This is a genomic window from Acinetobacter qingfengensis, from assembly GCF_008693185.1.
Taxonomy (GTDB): domain Bacteria; phylum Pseudomonadota; class Gammaproteobacteria; order Pseudomonadales; family Moraxellaceae; genus Acinetobacter; species Acinetobacter qingfengensis.
The window spans coordinates 545,252-566,818 of the sequence record NZ_VXKN01000001.1 but is presented as its reverse complement, the minus strand read 5'-3'; the positions used below and the strand labels follow the sequence as shown (position 1 = coordinate 566,818).

Here is a 21,567-nt window from a genome sequence, read left to right as displayed (position 1 = left end):
AAGTTTAAATTTTATTTTAGTACAACCTGAACAGTATGTTTTCTGCTCAGGTTTTTTAGATTCATATTTTCCATATAACTGCATCACGATTTAGAAATTACTTATTAAATCCAAATCCGCTATAAAAATAATAAGCAAAAAATTTATAGATTCTGGAGGTTGGAATGGAGTTCAATTGGACTTACGCATTCAGTTTATTAACTAATCATGATTTTTGGAATGCCACACTTACAGTCATTGAACTCAGTGTTCTGGTGTGGATTTTGGGTATTGTTTTTGGTTTTGTACTGGCATTAGCAAAACAATCAAGATTTAAAGTTATCTCAACAAGTAGCAGTTTGTATATCTGGTTCTTTAGAAGCCTGCCTTTGCTGGTATTATTGGTATTTATTTTTAATTTGCCACAAATTTATCCATCAAGCAGCGTTTTGCTTGCCTCTCCATTTATTTCCGGCTTACTAGCAATGACTTTAAGTGAAGCTGCATATATTGCCGAAATTCATCGAGGTGGTCTGAATTCAATCACCAAAGGTCAAATTGAAGCAGGCAAAGCACTGGGATTAAAGTACACAGGCATCCAACGGTTGATCGTTATTCCACAAGCATTACGAATCGCCTTACCGACATTGGGCAATGAATATGTCACTATTGTCAAATTAACTTCTTTGGTTTCGGTAATTTCCCTGACCGAAATTTTATTGGTTGGTCAACGATTATATACCCAGAATTTTCTAGTCATGGAAACCATGCTGGCTGTAGCTTTTTATTATGTTTTAATTGTTACCGTATTTGGCTGGCTGATGAGCTGGATTGAAAAACGTATGGATGTAACACGTAAAAATCTAGGATTACTTCGGGAAGATGATCCTATTCTGGCAGATATTTCCAGTGCATCTATCTCAAAACGCAAGCAAATTGTCGCAGAGCAACAAGGTCAATATGCACTTGAAGCAATCGACATTCATAAATCCTATGGTGATCATGATGTCTTAAAAGGCATTAATTTAAATGTCAAATGGGGAGAAGTAATTTCTATTATTGGGCCATCTGGATCAGGAAAAACGACCTTTATTCGTACACTAAACGGTTTAGAAAAATTAAATCGTGGTACAGTAAATCTATTAGGTCATCCATTTTTAAAAGATCAAAATCTTACAGATGACTCTGCATCATATAAATCACAGATTATTCATGTGGGCATGGTATTTCAAAGCTTCAATCTTTTTCCACATAAGACTATTTTAGAAAATGTCATGCTGGCACCACAATATCATCGACTGGATACATCCTTAGCCAACAAAGTCACTGCACTTGCCATGTTAGAAAAAGTGGGAATGAAGCAACATGCCAATAAATACCCACATCAGTTATCCGGAGGACAACAACAACGCGTTGCTATCGCCCGTGCCTTGGCAATGCATCCATCTGTTATTCTATTTGACGAACCAACCTCTGCTCTTGATCCCGAATTGGTCAACGAAGTACTTAAAGTGATTGAGGAACTGGCTGATGAAGGTTTAACCATGATCATTGTTACGCATGAAATGAATTTTGCCTTTAAAGTATCAGATCGTGTGGTCTTTATGGAAAATGGTTATGTCGTCGCTGATGACAGCCCAGAAAAGTTATTACAATCGGAAAATAGTCGTCTACAAAATTTTATCCAGAAACATTGATTGAACATGATTACTTTGCAATTTACTCTGTTCTGTAATCAATATAAATAAAGCAAAATAAATTGCTAACCGTGCATAATACAGTGATGGAATATTCTGTAAGGAATCCACCAAGAAATATTTCATCACGAAACATTATTATATGATTGATTTAAAACCTGTTGAGTATAATTGAAGCTTATTTATCAAAGAACCCCGCTCAACCAACATAGAAAATCGACTGATCTAACATTTAAAAGTCATGAGCGAGTTCTTCTGCTCCTTTTTCTATTCCAACTTTTGCGGCTTTTAAAGCACCAACGCTTGCACCAATATTATATGAATTTGGATATTGTTTTACCACTTTTGCTTCAATTAATTTCTGAGTTTGTGCATCGTATATTTCTACCACATACATTACCGATCCCATAAATGCCCCCTCTCTTCCTCTGATACTTTGTACGCCATTATAAAGCGAACCACCAATATCAAATTTAGTTATAGGACCCAAAAAAGTATTTGTTTTTGTTGCGCCTGTAAGTGTTAATTTTATTAGCAATGTTTCTGGTTCAAGTCCGGAAGTAATCTGAAAGCGACTTGATAACGCCTTTTCAAATTGTTGATGCATATATTGAGCAAGTTCCTGTTGTTGTTGTTGATTTAAATCCTGTAATTGGTGGTCTGATCCTTGATAAATTGTTACTGGTGCAATAATAGCTCGATTATACGATTTCCAATTTACATTTGTTTTATAAATATACGGTTCTTTGTATTGTTTTTTATTATGATTCTCAATCAAATGTTGAGATGAGGCAAGATCGCGATATGCCACTGGTTTTATACTAGCACATGCTGTGATTAAACTTACAAGTAAACAGATTAACAAAACTTGATTAGACTTTTTCATATATCACCACTCTACAATAAAAAATTAAAATGATCTTTGTACAAACTAGACAATAAGTGTACATTATCACCTAAAAAACAAACCGTCTAGTCTGTTTTTATATAAAATTTTAGCCATATCTATCTCAGAAGTTACTGTCTACATCACAAAATTTTTAGTTTTAAAAAATCTTTTTTAGATTACAAACATTTTATCAACATAAGCTTCCAAAGCTTTTATATGAATTTTTGCATAGATCTTATGTAAATTACTCGATTCGCTAGGTATGACTTAAAGCACAATGAGTTTGATTTTTAGATAATTTTATCATCAGGGTTATTTTACATTTGCATAGTTAATAACTTTTATGGTAATAACTGAACTATTATCATAAAAGTTATGTGAGATAATCTATTCATTCTTAAAGTCTTATATCATCATTAAAGAATTGCTCTAAGATTAATTATCTGTATGTTTTAATCTTTCCCACTGCGTATTATCTTTTAAGCGATCAAATAATTTTTCACTCTCTTCGTCAGAAATAATACGACCACCCAATAAAGAAAAAATTGCAAGTCCTCTAGCCGCCATCCATCTTAGAATTGCAAGTTCTGGATCTTCAGCTTCTGCTCTAATCTCCTGAATAATTTTTGAATCCTTTTCTAAGCTAGGTGCAAGAAGCATTGGATTTTCCATTAATGCGCCCAGAATGGCAAAAGCAATGGGATCTGGTTTACTGTATATTTCATATAAAGTAGAAATTTGAGCTACCAAATTGGCTTCTTTGTGATGATCTCCAAGTTCTTTTAGATGTTGTTGGTGGTGATCACTAAAATAGGTAACTTGATGTTCCAGTAACGCCTTTATAATTTCTTCTTTATTCTTAAAATGATGTGTTAATCTTCCCTTACTTATTCCACTTTCCTTTGCAATAGCATCAAATGTAAGTTTTGATGCGCCATCACGCGCGATAATGGTTAATGCAGATTGAATAATCAAATTACGGGATTGTTCAGAACGAAAGGTATTTTTCATTTAGGCATATCAACGCAGAAGTTTTAAAATTACAACTAAAGAAAATCATCCATTATTTTCAAAGAACAGTATATATGATTTATGTGGCAAACAAAAAATTATCTTTTTATATGAATTTTTAATCAGAATACATTTGGTAATAATGCGTTTAAAGAAACTGCTATCTCATTAGTATTCATTATGTTTTGGCTAATCATATAAAAAACAGGATCAATTTCTTAATCCTGCTTACTTAATTAAAATTTAAAATATCAATCCATAAAATCAGGCTCTTGCTCAACCAATAAAGCTTTCATTTCCATAAAATGGGCTTCACTAAAACTCTCAATCTTTTCCCAATCCTGAGCCGTTTTTTCTGCAACGGCATCATCCAGAATTTTTAGCGCTTGTCCTGTTGAATAAGCTGTCGTAAGAATCTGACAAGCACGTTCTATGGTATACATATCATCAAAAGCAACACCAATTGAATGTGAACCAATCAACACCCCATGATTACCCATCATTAAGCGTTTTTTGTCTTGCAAAATATTTGCAAGACGTTGACCTTCGACTTTGGAGTCAGCCATACCACCATAATGTTGATCATAGGCAACCCGATTAAAATAACGTGCTGTATTTTGATCAATTGGTCTAATGGTCGGATTTTGTAAACTGGCAATTGCGGTTGAAAATATCGGATGCAAATGCAAAACAACACGTACATCTGGCCTCAACATATGAATTTGACCATGAATTGCCCATGCTGTTGGATCAATTTCACCACGATTAAAACTGCCAACATCTTCGGCATCTACAAGAATCAAATCACTGGCTTTAATTCTTGAAAAGTGCTTCCACTTTGGATTAAGCAAAAACTTCTTACCATCAGCCGAAACTGCTGCACTAAAATGATTGGCAACAGCTTCATGCATACCCATTCTGGCAAATATACGAAAGCATGCGGCTAAATCAATACGAATTTGTTGTTCGTTCACGTGTCTATCTCTCAAACCTTGTTATATTTATTCTATGAACTTTTTACCTGATGCTGGATCGGATTTTTAATAACCATGCATAGGAATTTCAAAATTACTTTCTTGTACGAACTTGAGTATAACTATAGATAACAGATATCAAACTGATATCACAGGAATTAACGATGGGAGCTACCCTATGCGTATTGTAAAATCTTATCTTCATCCGCTATTGGCATTCATGCTTGCCGCTGGCTTAACTGCCTGTAACAAAGAAAGTGCATCAACTGAAAATGCCAGTTCTTCCGGAAATACAGCAGAAACCATTAATATTGGTTCTGATATGACATTTCCACCTTTTGAATATATGGAAAATAACCAGCCAGCCGGATTTGATATTGATTTAATGAATGCCATCCTAAAACAATCTTCTGCTACAGCGAACTTTATGGATACAAGATTTTCAAATTTAATTCCAGGACTAGATGGCAAGAAATATGATGCTGTTATTTCAGGTATGTACATTACACAGGAACGCCTTAAAAAAGTAGACATGATCCCCTATTTTAAATCAACTGAATCAGTTGTCGTATTAACTGATTCCAGTTATAAACCAAAAGTACGTGATGATTTATGCGGAAAAACCATTGCAACACAAAAAGGTTCTTTATATCCGGATCAATTAAATCAACTTTCTAAAGAAAGTTGTCTGGCAAAAGGTAAAACAGCCATTACAGTACGTGAATTCGATACCTCACCACAAGCTGTACAGGCGGTATTAGCCAAAGCTGCCGATGCCCAATATGATGATAGCAGCGTGGCACGAACTACAGTCAAAAAACTTAATGGTAAAGTTGAAATTACTTCTACAGAACCATTCTTTCCATTTTTAGGCGGTATAGCAGTGCGTAAAGGTGATACAACGACTTATAATCGAATTAACGAAGGATTACAAAAACTTAAACAATCCGGTGAATATGATGCCTTAATCAAAAAATATGATTTGCAAGCACCTACTGAAGAAGAAATTAAGAAATTAATGAACTAAGTAACTTATTAAACTTTATAATTGCAGACAACAGGCTACCAAGATTAACATGGTGGCCTGTGTTGACTTTCACATCAGTTTGCTTATTTGAGCATTATAATTTATTGGACAAAATTGTGTTCCCTAATATTTTTCCGATTGGCAATGCGTTCATATCTATTCGACTATTTATACTTTTTAAATAATTCTAAAAAATTTTCCAATTCCTGTTCATCGTAATGATCAGATAAAACATGATTTTTTAAATGTCCTTCCAACAATTCATTCATTAATCCGTTGACAGCACCACGAATTGCTGAAACCTGTTGTAAAACCTCAATGCATGGTGTTTTTCCTTCACTGACAGTTTTATAGACAGTATTCATCTGTCCTTGAAGGCGACTAATACGATTCAAAACTTTTCTGTTGTGTTGTAAATGAGCCATTGAAAATCTACTCCAAATAGCAATATACTCTATGGGGTATTTTAACATGGTGTTAACAATATGCTCAACCGCTTATCAACAAAACATTCGCATCAATTTGATGAAGGTAATCCTCTGGCTCAAAGGAGAATCTTGATTGCGACCATATTTACAGGCCTTATGATGGTTGCTGAAATTTTTGGTGGAATTTTATTTAATTCTATGGCTTTGCTAGCTGATGGTTGGCACATGAGCTCGCATATGGTGGCTTTGGGTTTGGCATATCTTGCTTATCGGGCAGCTCGACACTATGCCCATGATGAAAGATTTTGCTTTGGTACATGGAAAATTGAGATTTTAGCAGGATACACTAGCGCAATTTTGTTAATGGTTGTGGCTGCAATAATGTGCTATAGCTCACTTGAGAGATTATATAATCCGATCCAGATTCATTATAATGAAGCAATTCTCATCGCAATTTTAGGTTTAATCGTGAATCTAATTTGCGCATGGCTACTACATGATAATCATCATAACCATGATTCTCATGAATATCACTCGCACCGCAATACGCATGATCTTAATCAAAAGGCTGCTTTTCTTCATGTTATTGCAGATGCCACGACATCGGTATTGGCCATTATTGCACTGTTTGCAGGAAAATATTTTGGTTGGAATTTTCTGGATGCGATCTTAGGTATTGTTGGTGTAATTTTAGTTTCTAAATGGGCATGGGGATTAATTCAGCAAACAAGCAAAACTCTTTTGGATGCAGAAATGAAAGAACCAGTTGTTGAAGAAATTCGAGACGTTATTAATAATTTAAATCCAGCAATACAAATTACTGATTTACATGTATGGAAGGTCGGTAAAAGCAAGTTTTCCAGTATCCTTGCGCTGGATACGACAGATCATACTTTAACCCCAAAAATCGTAAAACAGGCTTTATCCATACATGAAGAGATTGTACATGCCAGTGTAGAAATAAATTTTAGGTAAGGTAAAATGCGAGATTAAATACCTCGCATTTATAATACAGACTTTAATCAATTTTTGGATGTTGGTCTGCAAGTTTCTGCCGTTTTTCCTGTAATTCTTCAATTTTTTGATCTATTGCTTCTATTTTATTTTCAAGATTATCATGGAACTCTTCGAGTAATTCCACGGCTTCTTCCTCACTGGTTGCCATAGGCGTTGCACCAATCAAAGGTTTATTTGAAGTTTCTTTTAAATAAAAAGCCGTAATAAAACCAACCACACCACAGAGCATCAAATAATAAGCCGGCATAAGAATATCTTGAGTTGTTTCCACAAGTGCTGCCGTTAATGCCGGTGTTAAACCTGCAATCACCACTGAAACATTAAATGCAATCGCCAAAGCACTATAACGAATTGCTGTAGGGAAAAGTGCTGGTAAAGTTGATGCCATAACACCGATCAACATATTCAAAGATAATGCCAGCATCAATAACCCCAGAAAAATCAATGGTTCGTTATCAGTACCTAGTAAATAGAATGCTGGTAATGATAAAAATAATAAACCAAAACTACCTGCAAAAATAAATGGCCTTCTGCCCCATTTATCACTCAACCAGCCAATGAATGGTTGTACAAATAGCATTCCCACCATTACTGCAATGATGATTAGTACACCATGATCTTCTGAATATCCTAAATTATGGGAAAAATAGCTTGGAAGATAGGTCAAGAGCATGTAATAGGTAACATTCGTACACAACACAATACCTACACAAACCAGTAAACTACGTTTATGTTGACTGGCAATTTCTTTAAAACTAATTTTTTGTGGTTTCTGTTGCGTAGTTTGATTTTCACTATGTTGTTGATATGCTGGTGTTTCTTCTAATGCATTACGCAAATATAAGCCAATAACACCTAAAGGTAACGCTAGAAAAAATGGAATACGCCAGCCCCAGTCAATAAAACTCTCTGAACCAACCAAATAAGTAATAAATGATACTGTTCCAGCACCTAATACAAAGCCCGCAATTGAACCAAAATCCAGCCAACTCCCCATAAAGCCACGTTTACGGTCTGGGGAATATTCTGCAACAAAAATGGCTGCACCTGCATACTCACCACCAATGGAGAAACCTTGTGCAATTTTAACAATTAACAATAAAATTGGTGCCCAGATCCCAATCGTTTCAAAAGATGGAATAAGACCAATACCAAAAGTACTTAATGACATGATAATAATGGTTATAGCCAGAACATGCTGACGACCATATTTATCCCCTAAACGCCCAAAAAATAAACCTCCTAATGGACGAAAAATAAAAGGCACAGAAAATGTCGCCAACGCAGCAATCATTTGTATGCTAGGTGATGCATTTGGAAAAAATACTTTTCCCAGCACATATGCAACATAGCCATACACACCAAAGTCAAACCATTCAATCGCATTACCTAATGCAGCAGCAGTAATGGCCTTTTTGGTTTTATCATTGTCAATGATATTAATATCATCAATACCGATCGGTTTTCTTTTTCTTCTAAATGCGCTCATATAAGCATCCTATTTTATCAATCTGCTTTACAGCGCTTAAACTGTTACACAGTAAAATTAAAAAAAGGACTATTGCATAACAAGAAAAAATAAGTTAATAATCAGAAAAATCCGACTTATTTTTTATTATGATGCATTAAATCCAAAATAATCATAGGGTTAGAATAATAAAGAATTTTTGGTGATTAAATGTTTGAATTGATTGGTAATAACTTAGTGTATTTTTATAAGATCAGTTACACTATGTAACTTAATCTTGAATTATAGAATATATTCAGCTATTATGTTTGCAGAGGAGAAAATTTTATTATTATTACTCTAATTATATTTCACCATAAATTCACAATTTTTTTCATTAATTTAGCCCGATAAACTGCTGCCTGATTTTCAGGATTACGTTTATTTTCATTTTCATAAAATGCTTGCCATGATTTAGCCATTTCAAGAGTTAATCCTTTATTTTTCATGACTGCAATATCATCAATATTAACCGTTTCATAACGTTGTTTTGCTTGTTGAGGGCCACTTCCCCACTGAATAACTTCTTTGCCAAATTCAGGTAAAGACATATTGTTTGGGGTAGCAGGAATAGCTTTTCTTGCAATTTCAGGATTAACTGAACCTGATATTTTGACCTGCTCAGTTTGTTGACAGCTCATTAAGAATATAGCTGTTATCATTAAACAGATACTTTTAAAATTTCTATATTTTTTCATCATTTTACCTTTAATTACTGTTCAACCAGTAGAATTCCTGCATTTCTCTTATAGAGTCATCATTATTACCTGTCTAAAAACAGTTCAGCAAAGAATCAAGTAATTTCCAAAGAAATTCCATGGGTTATTCAAATCATAATCCCTAGAATTTGAAATTAACCTCAGCAATAAATTGTCTGCCACTTGCAGAGCGTATCTCACTGGAAGTATTTATATACTGATTTTTGTGATTTGTCAGATTATTAATGGTCAACCCTAATGTTGGTTTCAATTTTGATGTGAGATTAAGATCATAATTGAATTTAACATCCCAACTGAAGTATGGTTTCATTCTTGTTGCTGTATATTGGGTGCTAACAGTTTCACCATTATAAACAAATCTATTGGCTACAGGAATGGTACTTTTTACCATAGCATCATAACTGCCTTTGTAACGTAAAAACTGATTAATTCGTAAGGGAAAATTCTGGAATTCTGTATTCCAGCCCAATCTCAATGTCCACGGCTGATTATAGTTATTTGCTGGACGGTTAATATTTTCAATGACTTTACCATCATATAAAATATATGTAGGATCACTATTTAAAATATCATCATAATCATTGAAATTACGTATGGTGTCTGTATAGTCTGCTGCAAAGTAAAAAGAATTTAAACTATTATAAATTTTGACAGGAATATAATTTTGTAAGGTCAAACTATAAATATCAGATTTACTTCTTCCCGTATTACTATAATTATATATTAATGGTGATGTAGTAATTCTTAGTTTTCTGATCTGATCCTCATATTTTCGATCCAGATATTTTAACTGCCAGTCCAGATGAGAAATTCTACCAGAAACAGCAAATAAAAATTCGTCTGCATAAGGTGTATCTAGTTGTGTACGGCTGATATTTGTAGTCGAATATGCTGAATTATATGCCCAGTCATCATTGATGTTTTTTCTTGTTTCATAATAGGCAAGTGCATTAATGCCATCCTGTAATGCATAGATAAAAGCATTTTGGGCATAATATCTATTCCAGCCTGTAGTAAGTACCAGTCTATCATCAGCAAAAGGCAAATATTCAAATCTAGAACGAGGAGCAAAGTTATTATTTTTCGTTAGGCTATCATAATCTGTACGAATACCTAATCTGGCTCTTAATATATTTTTCCAATTCATCTGATTTTCCAGAAAAGCATAGGCTCGATCCTGCTGGATATCAATTGTACCTGCCTGATGAACCAGTCTTTTGCCATGTGCCTGTCCTGAAGTTGTACCAGAACTATAGGTCAAATCACAATATGGATCGACCGTCCCTTCATCTGTGGTGCATGTGGATACACCCAGAATGCCATTATTTTTACTAGGAACATAATATGAATAAAAATCAACAGGGCGATACCAATTCGCCTGATCATGTCCATAGCCTGCGCCAAGAGTAAATTGGTGTTCTACACTGCCCCAGTTTAATGGCAGAAAAACAGACTTTAGGGCATATTCAAAAGTTTTTTGATTATTTTGTAATGCACCTGCTCCACCTTCCGAAGCAGTAGAACTATTACTCCAATTTTTTGCAGAGGATGTTAACCATACAACAGATGATGTATTATCTGTATCCCGATGAATATCTTTTTCCTGATATACAAGACTTTGAGTGATAATCGCAGAATCAAATTTATGTTTAAATTCCACATCAATGGCATCATTACTGGTGGATTGATCAGATTTACTATTTAATGAATTTGTCACATATTTCTTGGCTTGATCTTCCCCATGAGATAATCTTAATTTAACATCATGTTTTTCATTAAATTGATAAAATACCCCCAGATCTACATGATCAACCGCTCTAGTTTGGTTATAATTCCTACTATCTGCCAGACTGGATAATAAATCAATATTAGACCATCGATGTGATGTAGCTAGGCTTAATCCAAGTTGCTCGGTAACATTGCCATAAACAGATGCACTTATTCCTTGTTTGATAAATTTCTTTTGATAATTATCATCCCTATTTTCTTCAAATTCGGCTAATTCATCATCAGAAACATAATTATATTTTGACCATGAACTACTGGTATAGTCATAATTTACATTACCGTGAATTTCTCCTATTTTAGTTTTGGGCGCACAGGTCGATGCTTTTACCACACCACCTGTAAATTGCCCAAATTCTGCACTAACATTACTATCAAGAACTTGTAAATTACAGATAAGATCTGTGTTTAAAGTTACTGCCTGTGATGAACCTGACACTGCATTAAAATTATTATCATTATCTCCTGCAGCAGGATTCAATAAGTTTCCTACATTGGTATTATCCAGTAAATATTTATTTTCATAATATAATGCACCATTAATACTTATATTTTGTACAGATAATTCTCCCTGTGTACCTGCTGCCTGACTGGCATTATCAAACTGAACATTAGGATGGATTTTCAGGAAATCTGAAATGGTTTTATTACCTGATGTATTTTTTAGCTGCTGCTGATTATATTCTGCTTCACCAACAACTGAAATATGTGCATTTACATGCAATGGGGCAAGTTGTATAACCTCATTTTCAGTTTGATCATCCTGAGCAGAATAGGCATGCTGAACATAAACAAGAGATACAATGAGAATACTCAAATATGTTTTACAATACATAATAAATTCTAATGTTAATATTTATGATAATTATTATCAATATTTGTAAATAAATCAATTTATATTCATCTTTTTTATATTATGTTTTTCATTTTTATATGCTTATTTAACAGATAAGCCAGAATTTACATCATATAAATTTTAGTTTATCTGTGTATCTCGCCTAAAAGTTGATGATGCGTTTATTACTACTTTATCAGCTATGATCAAAGACCTAATTTTTTTGCAACATAGTCCGCATCTTTATCGCCACGACCTGATAAATTGACAACAATATTTGTTGTGGCATCCATTGCGCCAGCTTCACGAATGACCCAAGCCACAGCATGAGAGCTTTCCAAAGCTGGAATAATGCCCTCAACTCTAGATAAAGTCATAAATGCGTCCAGACATTCCTTATCTGTGACAGATTGATATTGTACTCGTCCAATATCTTTAAGATAACTATGTTGTGGACCAACTCCAGGGTAATCCAGTCCGGAAGCAATCGAATGAACTGGTAGTGGCTGACCTAATTCGTCTTCCAGAACATAACATGCCATACCATGAATTTGTCCAGGTTTACCCAGACTTAAAGTTGCTGCATGTTGATCTGTATCAAGCCCTTTCCCCGCAGGTTCTACACCAACTAGCTGTACTTGATCATCTGCCAAAAAAGCACTAAATGCACCAATAGCATTTGAACCACCACCAACACAAGCCACGACATAATCAGGTAATTTTGCAAAATGCATCTGAGCTTGTTGTTTAATTTCCTGCCCAATAATTGCCTGAAAATCCCGTACCATTTTAGGAAATGGATGTGGGCCAACAACAGAACCAATGGCATAGATATATTGCTCAGGATCCTTGAGATATTCTTCAAAAGCACTATCAACTGCATCTTTGAGTGTCGCTGTACCTCGAGTGACTGCAACCAGTTTGGCACCCAAAATTTTCATCTTTACAACATTAGGGTGTTCTTTTTCAATATCAACCTGCCCCATGTGAATTTCGCATGGAATACCTACCAATGCACATGCTGTAGCCAAAGCAACACCGTGTTGACCTGCTCCAGTTTCTGCAATGACTTTGGTTTTGCCCATATATTTTGCTAATAATGCCTCACCCAGACAGTGATTGATTTTATGGGCACCGGTATGATTTAAATCTTCACGTTTAAAATAAATTTTGGCGCCGCCTAGTTGTTCAGATAATCTTTTAGCATAAAATAATGGGCTAGGCCGTCCCACATAATCTGTAAATAGTTCCTGTAATTCTTGCTGAAATTCTGGTTTTTTCCGAATGTTTTCATAAGCAATATTAATATCATCCATGGCTTTTTTAAGATGTGGCGGAATAAATTGTCCGCCATATTGACCAAAGAAACCATTTTGATCCGGAAGTTCTACCCCATTGAGTTGCTGCTGTGTCATATTCTTTCTACCTTATTTTTAACGTGCCAGATAACGTGTCATATCTTCAATGCCTTTTAATGTCATTGCAAACATGTTTTTTTCAAAGATTTCGCTAATGAGTTGAATACTTTGTGTATATTGCCAATATTGCTGTGGTTCTGGATTAAGCCATGCAGCTTTATCAAAATACTGCTGCAAACGTTTTAACCAAATTTGCCCTGCTTCATCATTCATATACTCAACTGAACCACCTACAGACATTAATTCATACGGCGCCATACTGGCATCTCCGACAATAATCACCCGATAATCTTTGCCATATTTATGTAGTAAGTCAAAAGTATTGACCCGAGTATGTTGTCTACGGTGATTATCTTTCCAGACATAATCATAGATGCAATTATGGAAATAAAAAAATTCCAGTATTTTAAATTCAGTTTTGGCAGCACTAAACAGTTTCTCGCATTCCTGAACGTGCACATCCATAGAACCACCAATATCAAATAACATCAATACTTTGACACGATTACGGCGTTCAGGAATCATTTGTACATCCAGTATGCCTTTTTGTGCAGTATGCTGAATGGTAGATTGCACATCAAGTTCTTCTGCTGCACCTTCTCTGGCAAATTTTCGTAAACGGCGTAATACTATTTGCATTTGTCGGGTTGCCAGCACTTGTTCATCATCAAGGTTTTTAAATTGTCTTTGTTCCCAAACCTTAACCGCAGAACGTTTTCTAGCTGGACCAGCTATTCGGATTCCTTCAGGATGATCACCATAGGCACCAAATGGTGATGTACCACCAGTACCAATCATTTTATTGCCACCTTGATGTTTTTTATGCTGTTGCTTTAAACGTTCATCCAGCATTTTTAATAATTGTTCGAGTGAACCTGCTTTTTGTAATTCGGCTCTTTGCTCTGCACTCAAATTTTTTTCTAACAATTCCAGATCAAACCATGCTTTAGGAAGCTGTTGAATTTTTTCTAATAATTGCTCGATATCCAGTTGTTGAATACCATCAAAATAATCTTTATAGGCACGATCAAATTTATCAAAATAACGTTCATCCTTAATCATAATGGTTCGAGCTAGCCAGTAAAATTCTTGCTGATCAGCAAAAACAATACCTGAAGCAATCGCCTGATTTAGATCAAGTAATTCTCTTGTCGATACAGGAATACCATATTGCCTCAGGGTATAAAACAATCGGATAAACATTCTTAACCCCTATTAACGGCGTGCCAAAAATGCCAATCGTTCTAACAGTTGTATGTCTTGTTCATTCTTGATTAAAGCACCATATAAAGGTGGAATACTGTTTTCACCAGATTGTTGCAAAATATTTTCCGGTAAATCATCTGCCATGAGCAAACGCAACCAGTCAATAAGTTCACTGGTTGACGGTGGTTTTTTGAGATTTGGAATGTCTCGCAATTTGAAGAAAATTTTTAGAGCATCGTCCACAAGCTTTTGACTAATTTTTGGAAAATGTACATCGATAATCTGACGCATGGTTTGTTGATCAGGAAATTCGATGTAATGGAAGAAACAACGTCTTAAAAAAGCGTCTGGTAATTCTTTTTCATTATTTGAACTAATAATAACAATTGGACGTTGTTTTGCTGTGATGGTTTCTCCAGTTTCATATACATAAAATGACATTTTATCCAGTTCATGCAACAAATCATTAGGAAATTCAATATCAGCTTTATCAATTTCATCAATCAATAAAACACAACGCTGATCTTGAGAAAAGGCTTCCCATAATTTACCCGGTTTAATGTAGTTATGAATATCATAAACCCGATCATCACCCAACTGACTATCACGTAACCTTGACACGGCATCGTATTCATACAAGCCTTGCTGGGCTTTGGTGGTAGATTTAATATGCCAGGTAATCAGTTTTAAATCTAAACTTTGGGCAATTTGTTCAGCAAGTAATGTTTTGCCTGTCCCTGGTTCACCTTTAACCAACAAAGGTTTTTCGAGAATTCTTGCAGCATTGACTGCAAGTTTTAAGGCATCAGTGGCGATGTATTGTGCTGTACTATCAAATTGCTGTGTTGACATGTATTGCTTATCCATTCATAACTTTATTTTGCTTGGTTGTCTGATACTTTGACCACAAAAATCCGATTAAAAAACCAATCCCTGCGACAAATAAGATTGCTGCCAAATTGGCAATAATCAAAGTATTTTCTTTGGTTAAGATACCAAAGATCAGACCAATAAATGCTGGAGCTAAACCGGCATTACTACCTTCTGAAACAGTTGGTGTAGCCAACAAGGCAAATAAAATAATCCATGTAATTCCACCAATCGGACTCGGTAGACGGCGAGCAATGTTATACCATGCCCAAAGCGCAATAATTGTGCCACCAACATAAACTGTAATGGCAATGGCATTTTCCGGAATGGCATCAAATAGACTTAAAAAGCTATTCCACCATGAAGCAATAAGATCAAGCACCACGCAAACCCTCTGGTTCCACTGCATTCGGATTAATTAATCCTTCCGGTGGCATCTGTACATAATATCCCTGTTTTTCCAGTGCTTCGAGTACAGCAATTGCAGAAACACGTGCTAACTTACGTTGTTCATGCAGTTTAATATTCATGACAAAAGTTGCACGACCAAACGCCTGCATAAGCATTGCCGGAACATTGGCAAAGGTTTCATGTGGTTCATCATCAGGGAAACTGGGGCGAGCGATGTAAATATACATTTCGTCTTTTTTACTTGATTTATAAATATCACAATGCATGGTGCTATTACCTATATTACAACAAATGAAGAATACTCGACTTTTAGCACAACGTCAGTAGGCTTGTTACGAAATTCTTTAATTTCTCGAGGGAAGAGAGAAAATTTTAAACTTATAAATACTTTGGTAGAAAATCTATTTTTAACAAGAAATATTGGATCTTCGTGCCGCAATATCCTGAGCAAGGATTTCAATCAGTGGCAATGTCAGCAAATTTAAACGCCAACCAGTCAGGTAGATATTTAATGTTGATAAATCTTGTCGTTCATTAAGAACAAAGCTTTGTAGTTGCTGTAACCATTTTTTACGCAACAAAACATCTGTTGGAATTCCGTACTGTTGACTGATTACTGTAAGTAATTGCTGAATTTTATGCGTAGTTTCATCTAAATAATAACGATAAGGTTTTGCTAAGCGTTTCGGCCATTGCTTCTGATCGGGTAACTCGTTAAGTAATTTTAGAATATGTTTACCATGCTCACGTAGAATTGCAGGTTTAACCTCTCCGAGTTCAAATAATTGCTGCATGGTATGCGGTGTTCGCTCCAACATACGATGAATGGTATTATTTTTTAATATAAAGCTGCGTGGTTGATTGGTGTCTATCGCAAGTTGTTCACGCCACATGGCCAATTGCTGAAGTTGCATCAGTTGTCTGGAAGAGTGTCTATAGTTAGCTGCATCCAGATATAATTGATCCAGTGGTAATTTTTCTGCCAGACTTTGACAATAATGCTGACAATCTTCCACAACAAAATGATAGATTCCTTGTTGTTTTAATCTTTGAATCACATTTTCAGCCAATTGTGGTAAATAATAAACATCGGATACAGCATAACGAATTTGCTCTTCACTGAGTGGACGAGCCAACCAATCTGAGCGAGTTTGATCTTTTTCGACATCAACATTTAATATTTCAGCCAAGGCAGCTTGATAACCCATCTGCATACCATATCCTAGAAAGGCCAATGCAATCTGGGTATCTAATACATTGTTTAATGGTGCATGTTGAGCATAATGGTAGATTAGATCAATATCTTCACCACAAGCATGAAATATATTTAATCTGGCCTGAAATAATTTTTGCCATAAATCGGCCAAATCCAGATGACCATCAATTAGATAAACCTGATCATTTATATTAATTTGCAGGACGCCTAATTTAGGATAGAGCGTATCAACTTTAATAAACTCAGTATCCAACGCATTTAAAGCACTGCAATTTATTTGCTCGACAAGGTGCGAGAGTTGCGTTTGCTGATCGACCCACTGGTAATACATAGATATCCTTAATTCTTCAATTTCTATTACAGAAATTAAAGATCATGATGACTGGTTAAGTGGTAAACGATGGGTTAGCGCCTGATGTAAGGTATGGCTATCTACATATTCAAGCTCGCCACCTTGCGGTACACCTTGAGCAATACGGGTAATCTTGATTGGAAGATGTTTACAGGATTCAACTAAATAATGTGCAGTCGCTTGTCCTTCGACAGTGGCATTGGTTGCCAGAATGACTTCCCGAATTTGTCCTTGAGATAAACGCTGTACCAAATAAGGAATACCAACTTCTTCGGGGCCAATACCATCCAAAGGCGATAAATGCCCATGTAACACATGGTATTTGCCTTTAAAACTACCGCTTTGTTCTATGGCAAATACATCTGCAGGCGATTCCACAACACACAATAACCCATCATCACGCTCGGTATCCTGACAGATATCACAGATTTCATGCTCTGTCAGAGAATGGCAAATTGAGCATTCATGAATATGCTCAATTGCCTCCTGAAGTGCTTGTGCTAATTCCAGCGCACCAGTTCTTTGTCGCATAAGCAAATGTAATGCCATCCGCTGCGCAGATTTGGAACCTACACTGGGTAACAAGCGTAACTTTTGCACCAATGTACCAAAACGGTCTGTATACACGTGCATTCAACTCCAGTTATTAAAATAAGCCTGATAAGCCCGGTGGTAATCCCATACCGCTATTCGCATCTTTTAGGCGTTCATCAGAAACTTCTTCAGCCTGACGTACTGCATCATTAATGGCAGCGGCAATCAAGTCTTCAATCATTTCTGGATCATCCTGTAAAAGATCAGGATTGATTTCAATACGTTTTACCACAAAACGGCAAGTCATGGTTACTTTCACCAAACCACCACCAGCTTCTGCCTGCACTTCAGTTTGAGCAAGTTCAGCCTTGGTTTTTTTGACATTGGCTTCCATATCTTTTTGCATACGCTGAGCTTGTTGCATCAACATATTAATATTCATAAATTGATCCTTTTGCGATTACACACTATTTAAAAATAACTAATTTAAAGCTGATCCAAACCACGTTTTAGGTCGGCAATAATATCATCAATATCTTCTAGTCCTACAGACAGACGAATTAAACCTTCCGTAATCCCTGCTTCGGCTTTAGCTTCTGGTGAAAGTTTACCATGTGTTGTGGTGGCCGGATGAGTAATGGTAGATTTTACATCTCCCAGATTTCCTGTGATTGAAATAAACTGGGTAGAGTCAATCACCTTCCATGCACCTGTGCGTTCACCCTTAACCTCAAATGCAACGATACCACCAAAGCCAGTTTGCTGAGCTTTTGCTAATTCATATCCTTGATGCTGTGGTAATCCAGCATAATAAACTTTATTGACATTCGGATGCTGTTCTAGCCATTCAGCCAATTTCTGTGCATTTTCACAGTGAGCTTTCATACGAATTTTTAGAGTTTCCAGACCTTTAAGAAAAATCCATGCATTGAATGGGCTTAAACTTGGGCCAAGAGTACGTACTACACCAAAAACTTCTTCAAGTAATTGATGACTACCTACAACTGCACCACCTAAAGCACGTCCCTGACCATCAATATATTTGGTTGCAGAATACACTGCCAGATCTGCGCCTAATGTCAATGGACGCTGTAAAGCTGGTGTGCAAAAGCTATTATCAACAACTAATAATGCGCCATTTGCATGGGCAAGCTCTGCCAATGCACTAATATCAGCAATTGCCGATAATGGGTTAGACGGTGATTCTAAAAATAATAACTTGGTACGCTCAGGTTGAATGGCCTGTTTCCATGCATCTAGATCTACCAAGTTAACAAAATCGATATCAATACCGAATTTACGCACGTATTTATCAAATAAAGATACACTTGAACCAAACATATCTCGTGAACAAACCACATGATCACCAGTTTTTAAAAATGCCAGCACCACAGCCAGAATTGCCCCCATACCAGAACTGGTGGCAACTGCTCGCTCTGCACCGTCCAGTGCAGCCAGACGCTTTTCAAATACGCTTACTGTTGGATTGGTAAATCTTGAGTAAATATTTCCCGGTGTGTTCCCTGAAAATTTCGCGGCAGCTTCTTCGGCATTTTCATAAACAAATGATGATGTAAGAAAAACCGGTTCACTGTGTTCACCTTCAAAGCTACGGCTATGGCCGGTACGAATTGCCAAAGTAGCAAGTTCATATTCGTGGTCAGTTTGCTGACTCATAACGTTATTCAGTCCAAGACTGTCCTATGTAAAAACTTAAGCTCATTGTGCTGCGCCTTGGCATTTCGGTCAAGGTAATATGCGGATTTTACTGCATGATCCTATCACTAAAGTGTTAATTTATGACCACTTTAGCATAGCTATGACCGAGTAAAACATCTTGACAAGATAAATTAATCAGCGTTTATTGATTGGCATCTAAAATATGATTTAAGGTTTCTTCATGAGTTTAACGGCGGCATTTGTTGGATTAGGTGCAATGGGCTATCGAATGGCAGCGCATTTGCCCAAGTCATTTGATCAAGTATTAGTATGGAATCGTACGTTCAGTAAGGCGCAGCAGCATGCCGAACAATACGGAACTCAAGCTGTTAGCATTGAACAAGCAACACAGGCAGATATCATTTTTTCCTGCTTACCTACCAGTGCCGATGTTGAAAGTATTATTCGGCAATATCCACCAAAAGCAGGTGCAATCTGGATAGATTGTACCAGTGGTGAACCCGAATCTGCCAAACGTATGGTCGAATTTTTAAAACAATATCAGGCAGATTATCTGGATGCACCAGTCTCTGGACAAACCATTGGTGCTGAAAAAGGCACATTAACAGTAATGGTTGGCGGTGACACTGCTGTTTTTGAGCGTGCACAGACAGCGATTGAACCTTTTGCAGGATTAATCAAGCATGTAGGCGAACCGGGCGCCGGTTTTGCCGTAAAAGCTGTAAATAATATGCTTTTGGCTGTACATTTATGGGCAACAACCGAAGGGTTTACTGCACTTAAAGCGAATGGTGTTGATCTTCAAAGTGCGCTTGAATGTATCAATACCTCCAGCGGAAAAAGTGGCGTGACTGAAAATGTCTTCCCACAACGGGTATTAAATCGTCATTTCCCATTAACTTTTGCCTTACCTTTATTGGCAAAAGATACTGGTATTGCACTGAAACTTGCACAAAGTGTGAAACTGCCAACCCCATTATTAAGTCTGACACAAAATCTGATTCAGACAGCCAGCTTGACTGCCGCCCCCGATAGTGATTTTTCCGCAGCTGTCAAATTGTATGAATCATGGACCAAAATCACATTAGAATAAATCAGTGTCTACACCTTTTGTATATAATTTGTCAAAAATGCCAATTGCGGTTGTTTTTATCAATGACGACCGCAATATAGACTCTATAATTGAATCTCCATCAACGCCTGATAAAGGAAGATACATGATGAAAATTGCCAAAAATCTTGTTTTAGCTGGTCTGATGTTAACAGGCATGATCAGTGCAACTGTTTATGCAGAAGATTGTAAATCTTTGCAGGAACAAAAAAATGTTCTTTATGCAGCAAAAGGTTATTGTTTTAAAGATAAAGATGCTCAAGCTAAATACGGTGCAGACTGTCATACTAAAAAACCATCTTTTAGTGATGCAGAAAGTAAACGTCTTGCGCAAATTGAAGCAAATTTAAAATCTTTAAACTGCCCGAAAAAAGATTAACCTTCTGTCTGTCGTAACTTACAAGGAACGCATAATGACGTATAACGAGCAAAATATTTTTGCCAGAATTTTACGTGGTGAATTACCTGCAATCAAAGTCTATGAGGATGATAGAACTTTAGCCTTTATGGATATTATGCCTCAGGCCGAAGGACATACTCTTGTCATTCCTAAAACTGCCGCAGTCACTTTATTGGATTTGCCTGCGGAAGATGCTGCTTATACTATTCAGATTGTTCAAAAAGTTGCAAGAGCTATTGAAAAAGCACTCGATAAAAAAGGCATTATCTTGATGCAACTTTCTGGTGAGGAAGCAGGTCAAACTGTACCACATGTACATTTTCATTTGATTCCCGAATCATTACATCAATTACGTCAACATGCTGGTCAAATGGGTGATCAGGAACATATCAAGAGATTGGCAGAGAAAATTAAAGCAGCCATTGCATCTGAATAATTAAATTATTTTAAAGGTTAAATCTCAAACAAACCTCATTAATTAAGCTGCCAAATTTGGCAGCT

At 36.1% G+C, this 21,567-nt stretch carries 22 protein-coding genes; 6 read left to right on the top strand and 16 right to left on the bottom strand.

The genetic code is table 11. From position 1 onward, the window contains the following. Positions 1 to 164: 164 nt before the first annotated feature. Positions 165 to 1,676, top strand: a complete 1,512-nt coding sequence (locus tag F4V57_RS15045; protein ID WP_070068617.1) for an amino acid ABC transporter permease/ATP-binding protein — start codon at positions 165 to 167, stop codon at positions 1,674 to 1,676. 232 nt (positions 1,677 to 1,908) lie between these two features. Here the strand turns inward: F4V57_RS15045 and F4V57_RS02540 are convergent, their stop codons facing one another. The 3 genes from F4V57_RS02540 to F4V57_RS02530 all read right to left on the bottom strand — a co-directional run bounded on the left by F4V57_RS02540 (position 1,909) and on the right by F4V57_RS02530 (position 4,550). Further along, the gene (locus tag F4V57_RS02540; protein WP_070068618.1) at positions 1,909 to 2,562 is read right to left on the bottom strand and encodes a DUF3313 domain-containing protein; all 654 of its coding nucleotides are present in this window, start codon (positions 2,560 to 2,562) and stop codon (positions 1,909 to 1,911) included. A gap of 438 nt (positions 2,563 to 3,000) precedes the next feature. Then, the gene (locus F4V57_RS02535) at positions 3,001 to 3,576 is read right to left on the bottom strand and encodes a TetR/AcrR family transcriptional regulator (RefSeq protein WP_070068619.1); all 576 of its coding nucleotides are present in this window, start codon (positions 3,574 to 3,576) and stop codon (positions 3,001 to 3,003) included. Between the two features lie 251 nt (positions 3,577 to 3,827). Continuing rightward, positions 3,828 to 4,550, bottom strand: coding sequence for a class II aldolase and adducin N-terminal domain-containing protein (locus tag F4V57_RS02530; RefSeq protein WP_205634517.1), 723 nt, complete (start codon positions 4,548 to 4,550; stop codon positions 3,828 to 3,830). 178 nt (positions 4,551 to 4,728) lie between these two features. Between F4V57_RS02530 and F4V57_RS02525 the strand changes: the two genes are divergently transcribed. Further along, positions 4,729 to 5,577 carry an ABC transporter substrate-binding protein gene (locus F4V57_RS02525; protein WP_070068621.1) on the top strand — a complete coding sequence of 283 codons (849 nt, stop codon included), beginning with the start codon at positions 4,729 to 4,731 and terminating at the stop codon, positions 5,575 to 5,577. Positions 5,578 to 5,741: 164 nt separating this feature from the next. Here the strand turns inward: F4V57_RS02525 and F4V57_RS02520 are convergent, their stop codons facing one another. Beyond that, a complete protein-coding gene (locus F4V57_RS02520; RefSeq protein ID WP_070068622.1) occupies positions 5,742 to 6,002 on the bottom strand; it encodes a metal/formaldehyde-sensitive transcriptional repressor in 261 nt (86 codons plus the stop codon). A gap of 60 nt (positions 6,003 to 6,062) precedes the next feature. Here F4V57_RS02520 and dmeF point away from each other — a divergent pair, with 60 nt between their 5' ends. Beyond that, entirely contained in the window at positions 6,063 to 6,980 is a 918-nt protein-coding gene (gene dmeF / locus F4V57_RS02515) for a CDF family Co(II)/Ni(II) efflux transporter DmeF (protein ID WP_070068623.1), read from the top strand. Between the two features lie 43 nt (positions 6,981 to 7,023). On the opposite strand, the gene proP is transcribed toward dmeF, so the two are convergent. From proP to F4V57_RS02455, 12 genes are all read right to left on the bottom strand, one after another. Further along, positions 7,024 to 8,511, bottom strand: a complete 1,488-nt coding sequence (proP, locus tag F4V57_RS02510) for a glycine betaine/L-proline transporter ProP (RefSeq protein WP_070068624.1) — start codon at positions 8,509 to 8,511, stop codon at positions 7,024 to 7,026. 329 nt (positions 8,512 to 8,840) lie between these two features. Further along, positions 8,841 to 9,227: a DUF4951 domain-containing protein gene (locus tag F4V57_RS02505; RefSeq protein ID WP_227515649.1), complete on the bottom strand. Its 387-nt coding sequence runs from the start codon at positions 9,225 to 9,227 to the stop codon at positions 8,841 to 8,843. Positions 9,228 to 9,369: 142 nt separating this feature from the next. After that, positions 9,370 to 11,868: a TonB-dependent receptor gene (locus tag F4V57_RS02500; protein WP_081409135.1), complete on the bottom strand. Its 2,499-nt coding sequence runs from the start codon at positions 11,866 to 11,868 to the stop codon at positions 9,370 to 9,372. A 206-nt stretch (positions 11,869 to 12,074) separates the two neighbouring features. Next, positions 12,075 to 13,283, bottom strand: coding sequence for a tryptophan synthase subunit beta (trpB, locus tag F4V57_RS02495; protein WP_070068627.1), 1,209 nt, complete (start codon positions 13,281 to 13,283; stop codon positions 12,075 to 12,077). 18 nt (positions 13,284 to 13,301) lie between these two features. Then, positions 13,302 to 14,489: a vWA domain-containing protein gene (locus F4V57_RS02490; RefSeq protein ID WP_070068628.1), complete on the bottom strand. Its 1,188-nt coding sequence runs from the start codon at positions 14,487 to 14,489 to the stop codon at positions 13,302 to 13,304. A gap of 12 nt (positions 14,490 to 14,501) precedes the next feature. Then, entirely contained in the window at positions 14,502 to 15,344 is an 843-nt protein-coding gene (locus F4V57_RS02485; protein ID WP_070068629.1) for an AAA family ATPase, read from the bottom strand. Positions 15,345 to 15,351: 7 nt separating this feature from the next. Continuing rightward, positions 15,352 to 15,747, bottom strand: a complete 396-nt coding sequence (locus tag F4V57_RS02480) for a hypothetical protein (protein ID WP_406564508.1) — start codon at positions 15,745 to 15,747, stop codon at positions 15,352 to 15,354. Continuing rightward, positions 15,737 to 16,039 carry a YcgL domain-containing protein gene (locus F4V57_RS02475; RefSeq protein WP_070068631.1) on the bottom strand — a complete coding sequence of 101 codons (303 nt, stop codon included), beginning with the start codon at positions 16,037 to 16,039 and terminating at the stop codon, positions 15,737 to 15,739. Before F4V57_RS02475 ends, F4V57_RS02480 begins: the two co-directional genes overlap by 11 nt. Positions 16,040 to 16,180: 141 nt before the next feature. Beyond that, positions 16,181 to 17,320, bottom strand: coding sequence for a ribonuclease D (locus F4V57_RS02470; protein ID WP_070068632.1), 1,140 nt, complete (start codon positions 17,318 to 17,320; stop codon positions 16,181 to 16,183). Between the two features lie 42 nt (positions 17,321 to 17,362). Beyond that, positions 17,363 to 17,968: a recombination mediator RecR gene (gene recR, locus F4V57_RS02465; RefSeq protein ID WP_070068702.1), complete on the bottom strand. Its 606-nt coding sequence runs from the start codon at positions 17,966 to 17,968 to the stop codon at positions 17,363 to 17,365. A gap of 19 nt (positions 17,969 to 17,987) precedes the next feature. Next, positions 17,988 to 18,317: a YbaB/EbfC family nucleoid-associated protein gene (locus F4V57_RS02460; RefSeq protein ID WP_070068633.1), complete on the bottom strand. Its 330-nt coding sequence runs from the start codon at positions 18,315 to 18,317 to the stop codon at positions 17,988 to 17,990. 44 nt (positions 18,318 to 18,361) lie between these two features. Beyond that, positions 18,362 to 19,552 (bottom strand): O-succinylhomoserine sulfhydrylase, encoded by a 1,191-nt coding sequence (locus F4V57_RS02455; protein ID WP_070068634.1) that lies wholly within the window; start codon positions 19,550 to 19,552, stop codon positions 18,362 to 18,364. Between the two features lie 223 nt (positions 19,553 to 19,775). Between F4V57_RS02455 and F4V57_RS02450 the strand changes: the two genes are divergently transcribed. Genes F4V57_RS02450 through F4V57_RS02440 form a run of 3 tightly spaced genes read left to right on the top strand, consistent with a single transcriptional unit; the run spans position 19,776 to position 21,502 of the window. Beyond that, the gene (locus F4V57_RS02450; protein WP_070068635.1) at positions 19,776 to 20,648 is read left to right on the top strand and encodes an NAD(P)-dependent oxidoreductase; all 873 of its coding nucleotides are present in this window, start codon (positions 19,776 to 19,778) and stop codon (positions 20,646 to 20,648) included. Positions 20,649 to 20,652: 4 nt separating this feature from the next. After that, on the top strand, positions 20,653 to 21,045 hold the full coding sequence (locus F4V57_RS02445; protein ID WP_227515650.1) for a YARHG domain-containing protein: 393 nt from the start codon (positions 20,653 to 20,655) through the stop codon (positions 21,043 to 21,045). A 34-nt stretch (positions 21,046 to 21,079) separates the two neighbouring features. Further along, entirely contained in the window at positions 21,080 to 21,502 is a 423-nt protein-coding gene (locus F4V57_RS02440; protein ID WP_070068637.1) for an HIT family protein, read from the top strand. Positions 21,503 to 21,567 lie beyond the last annotated feature (65 nt).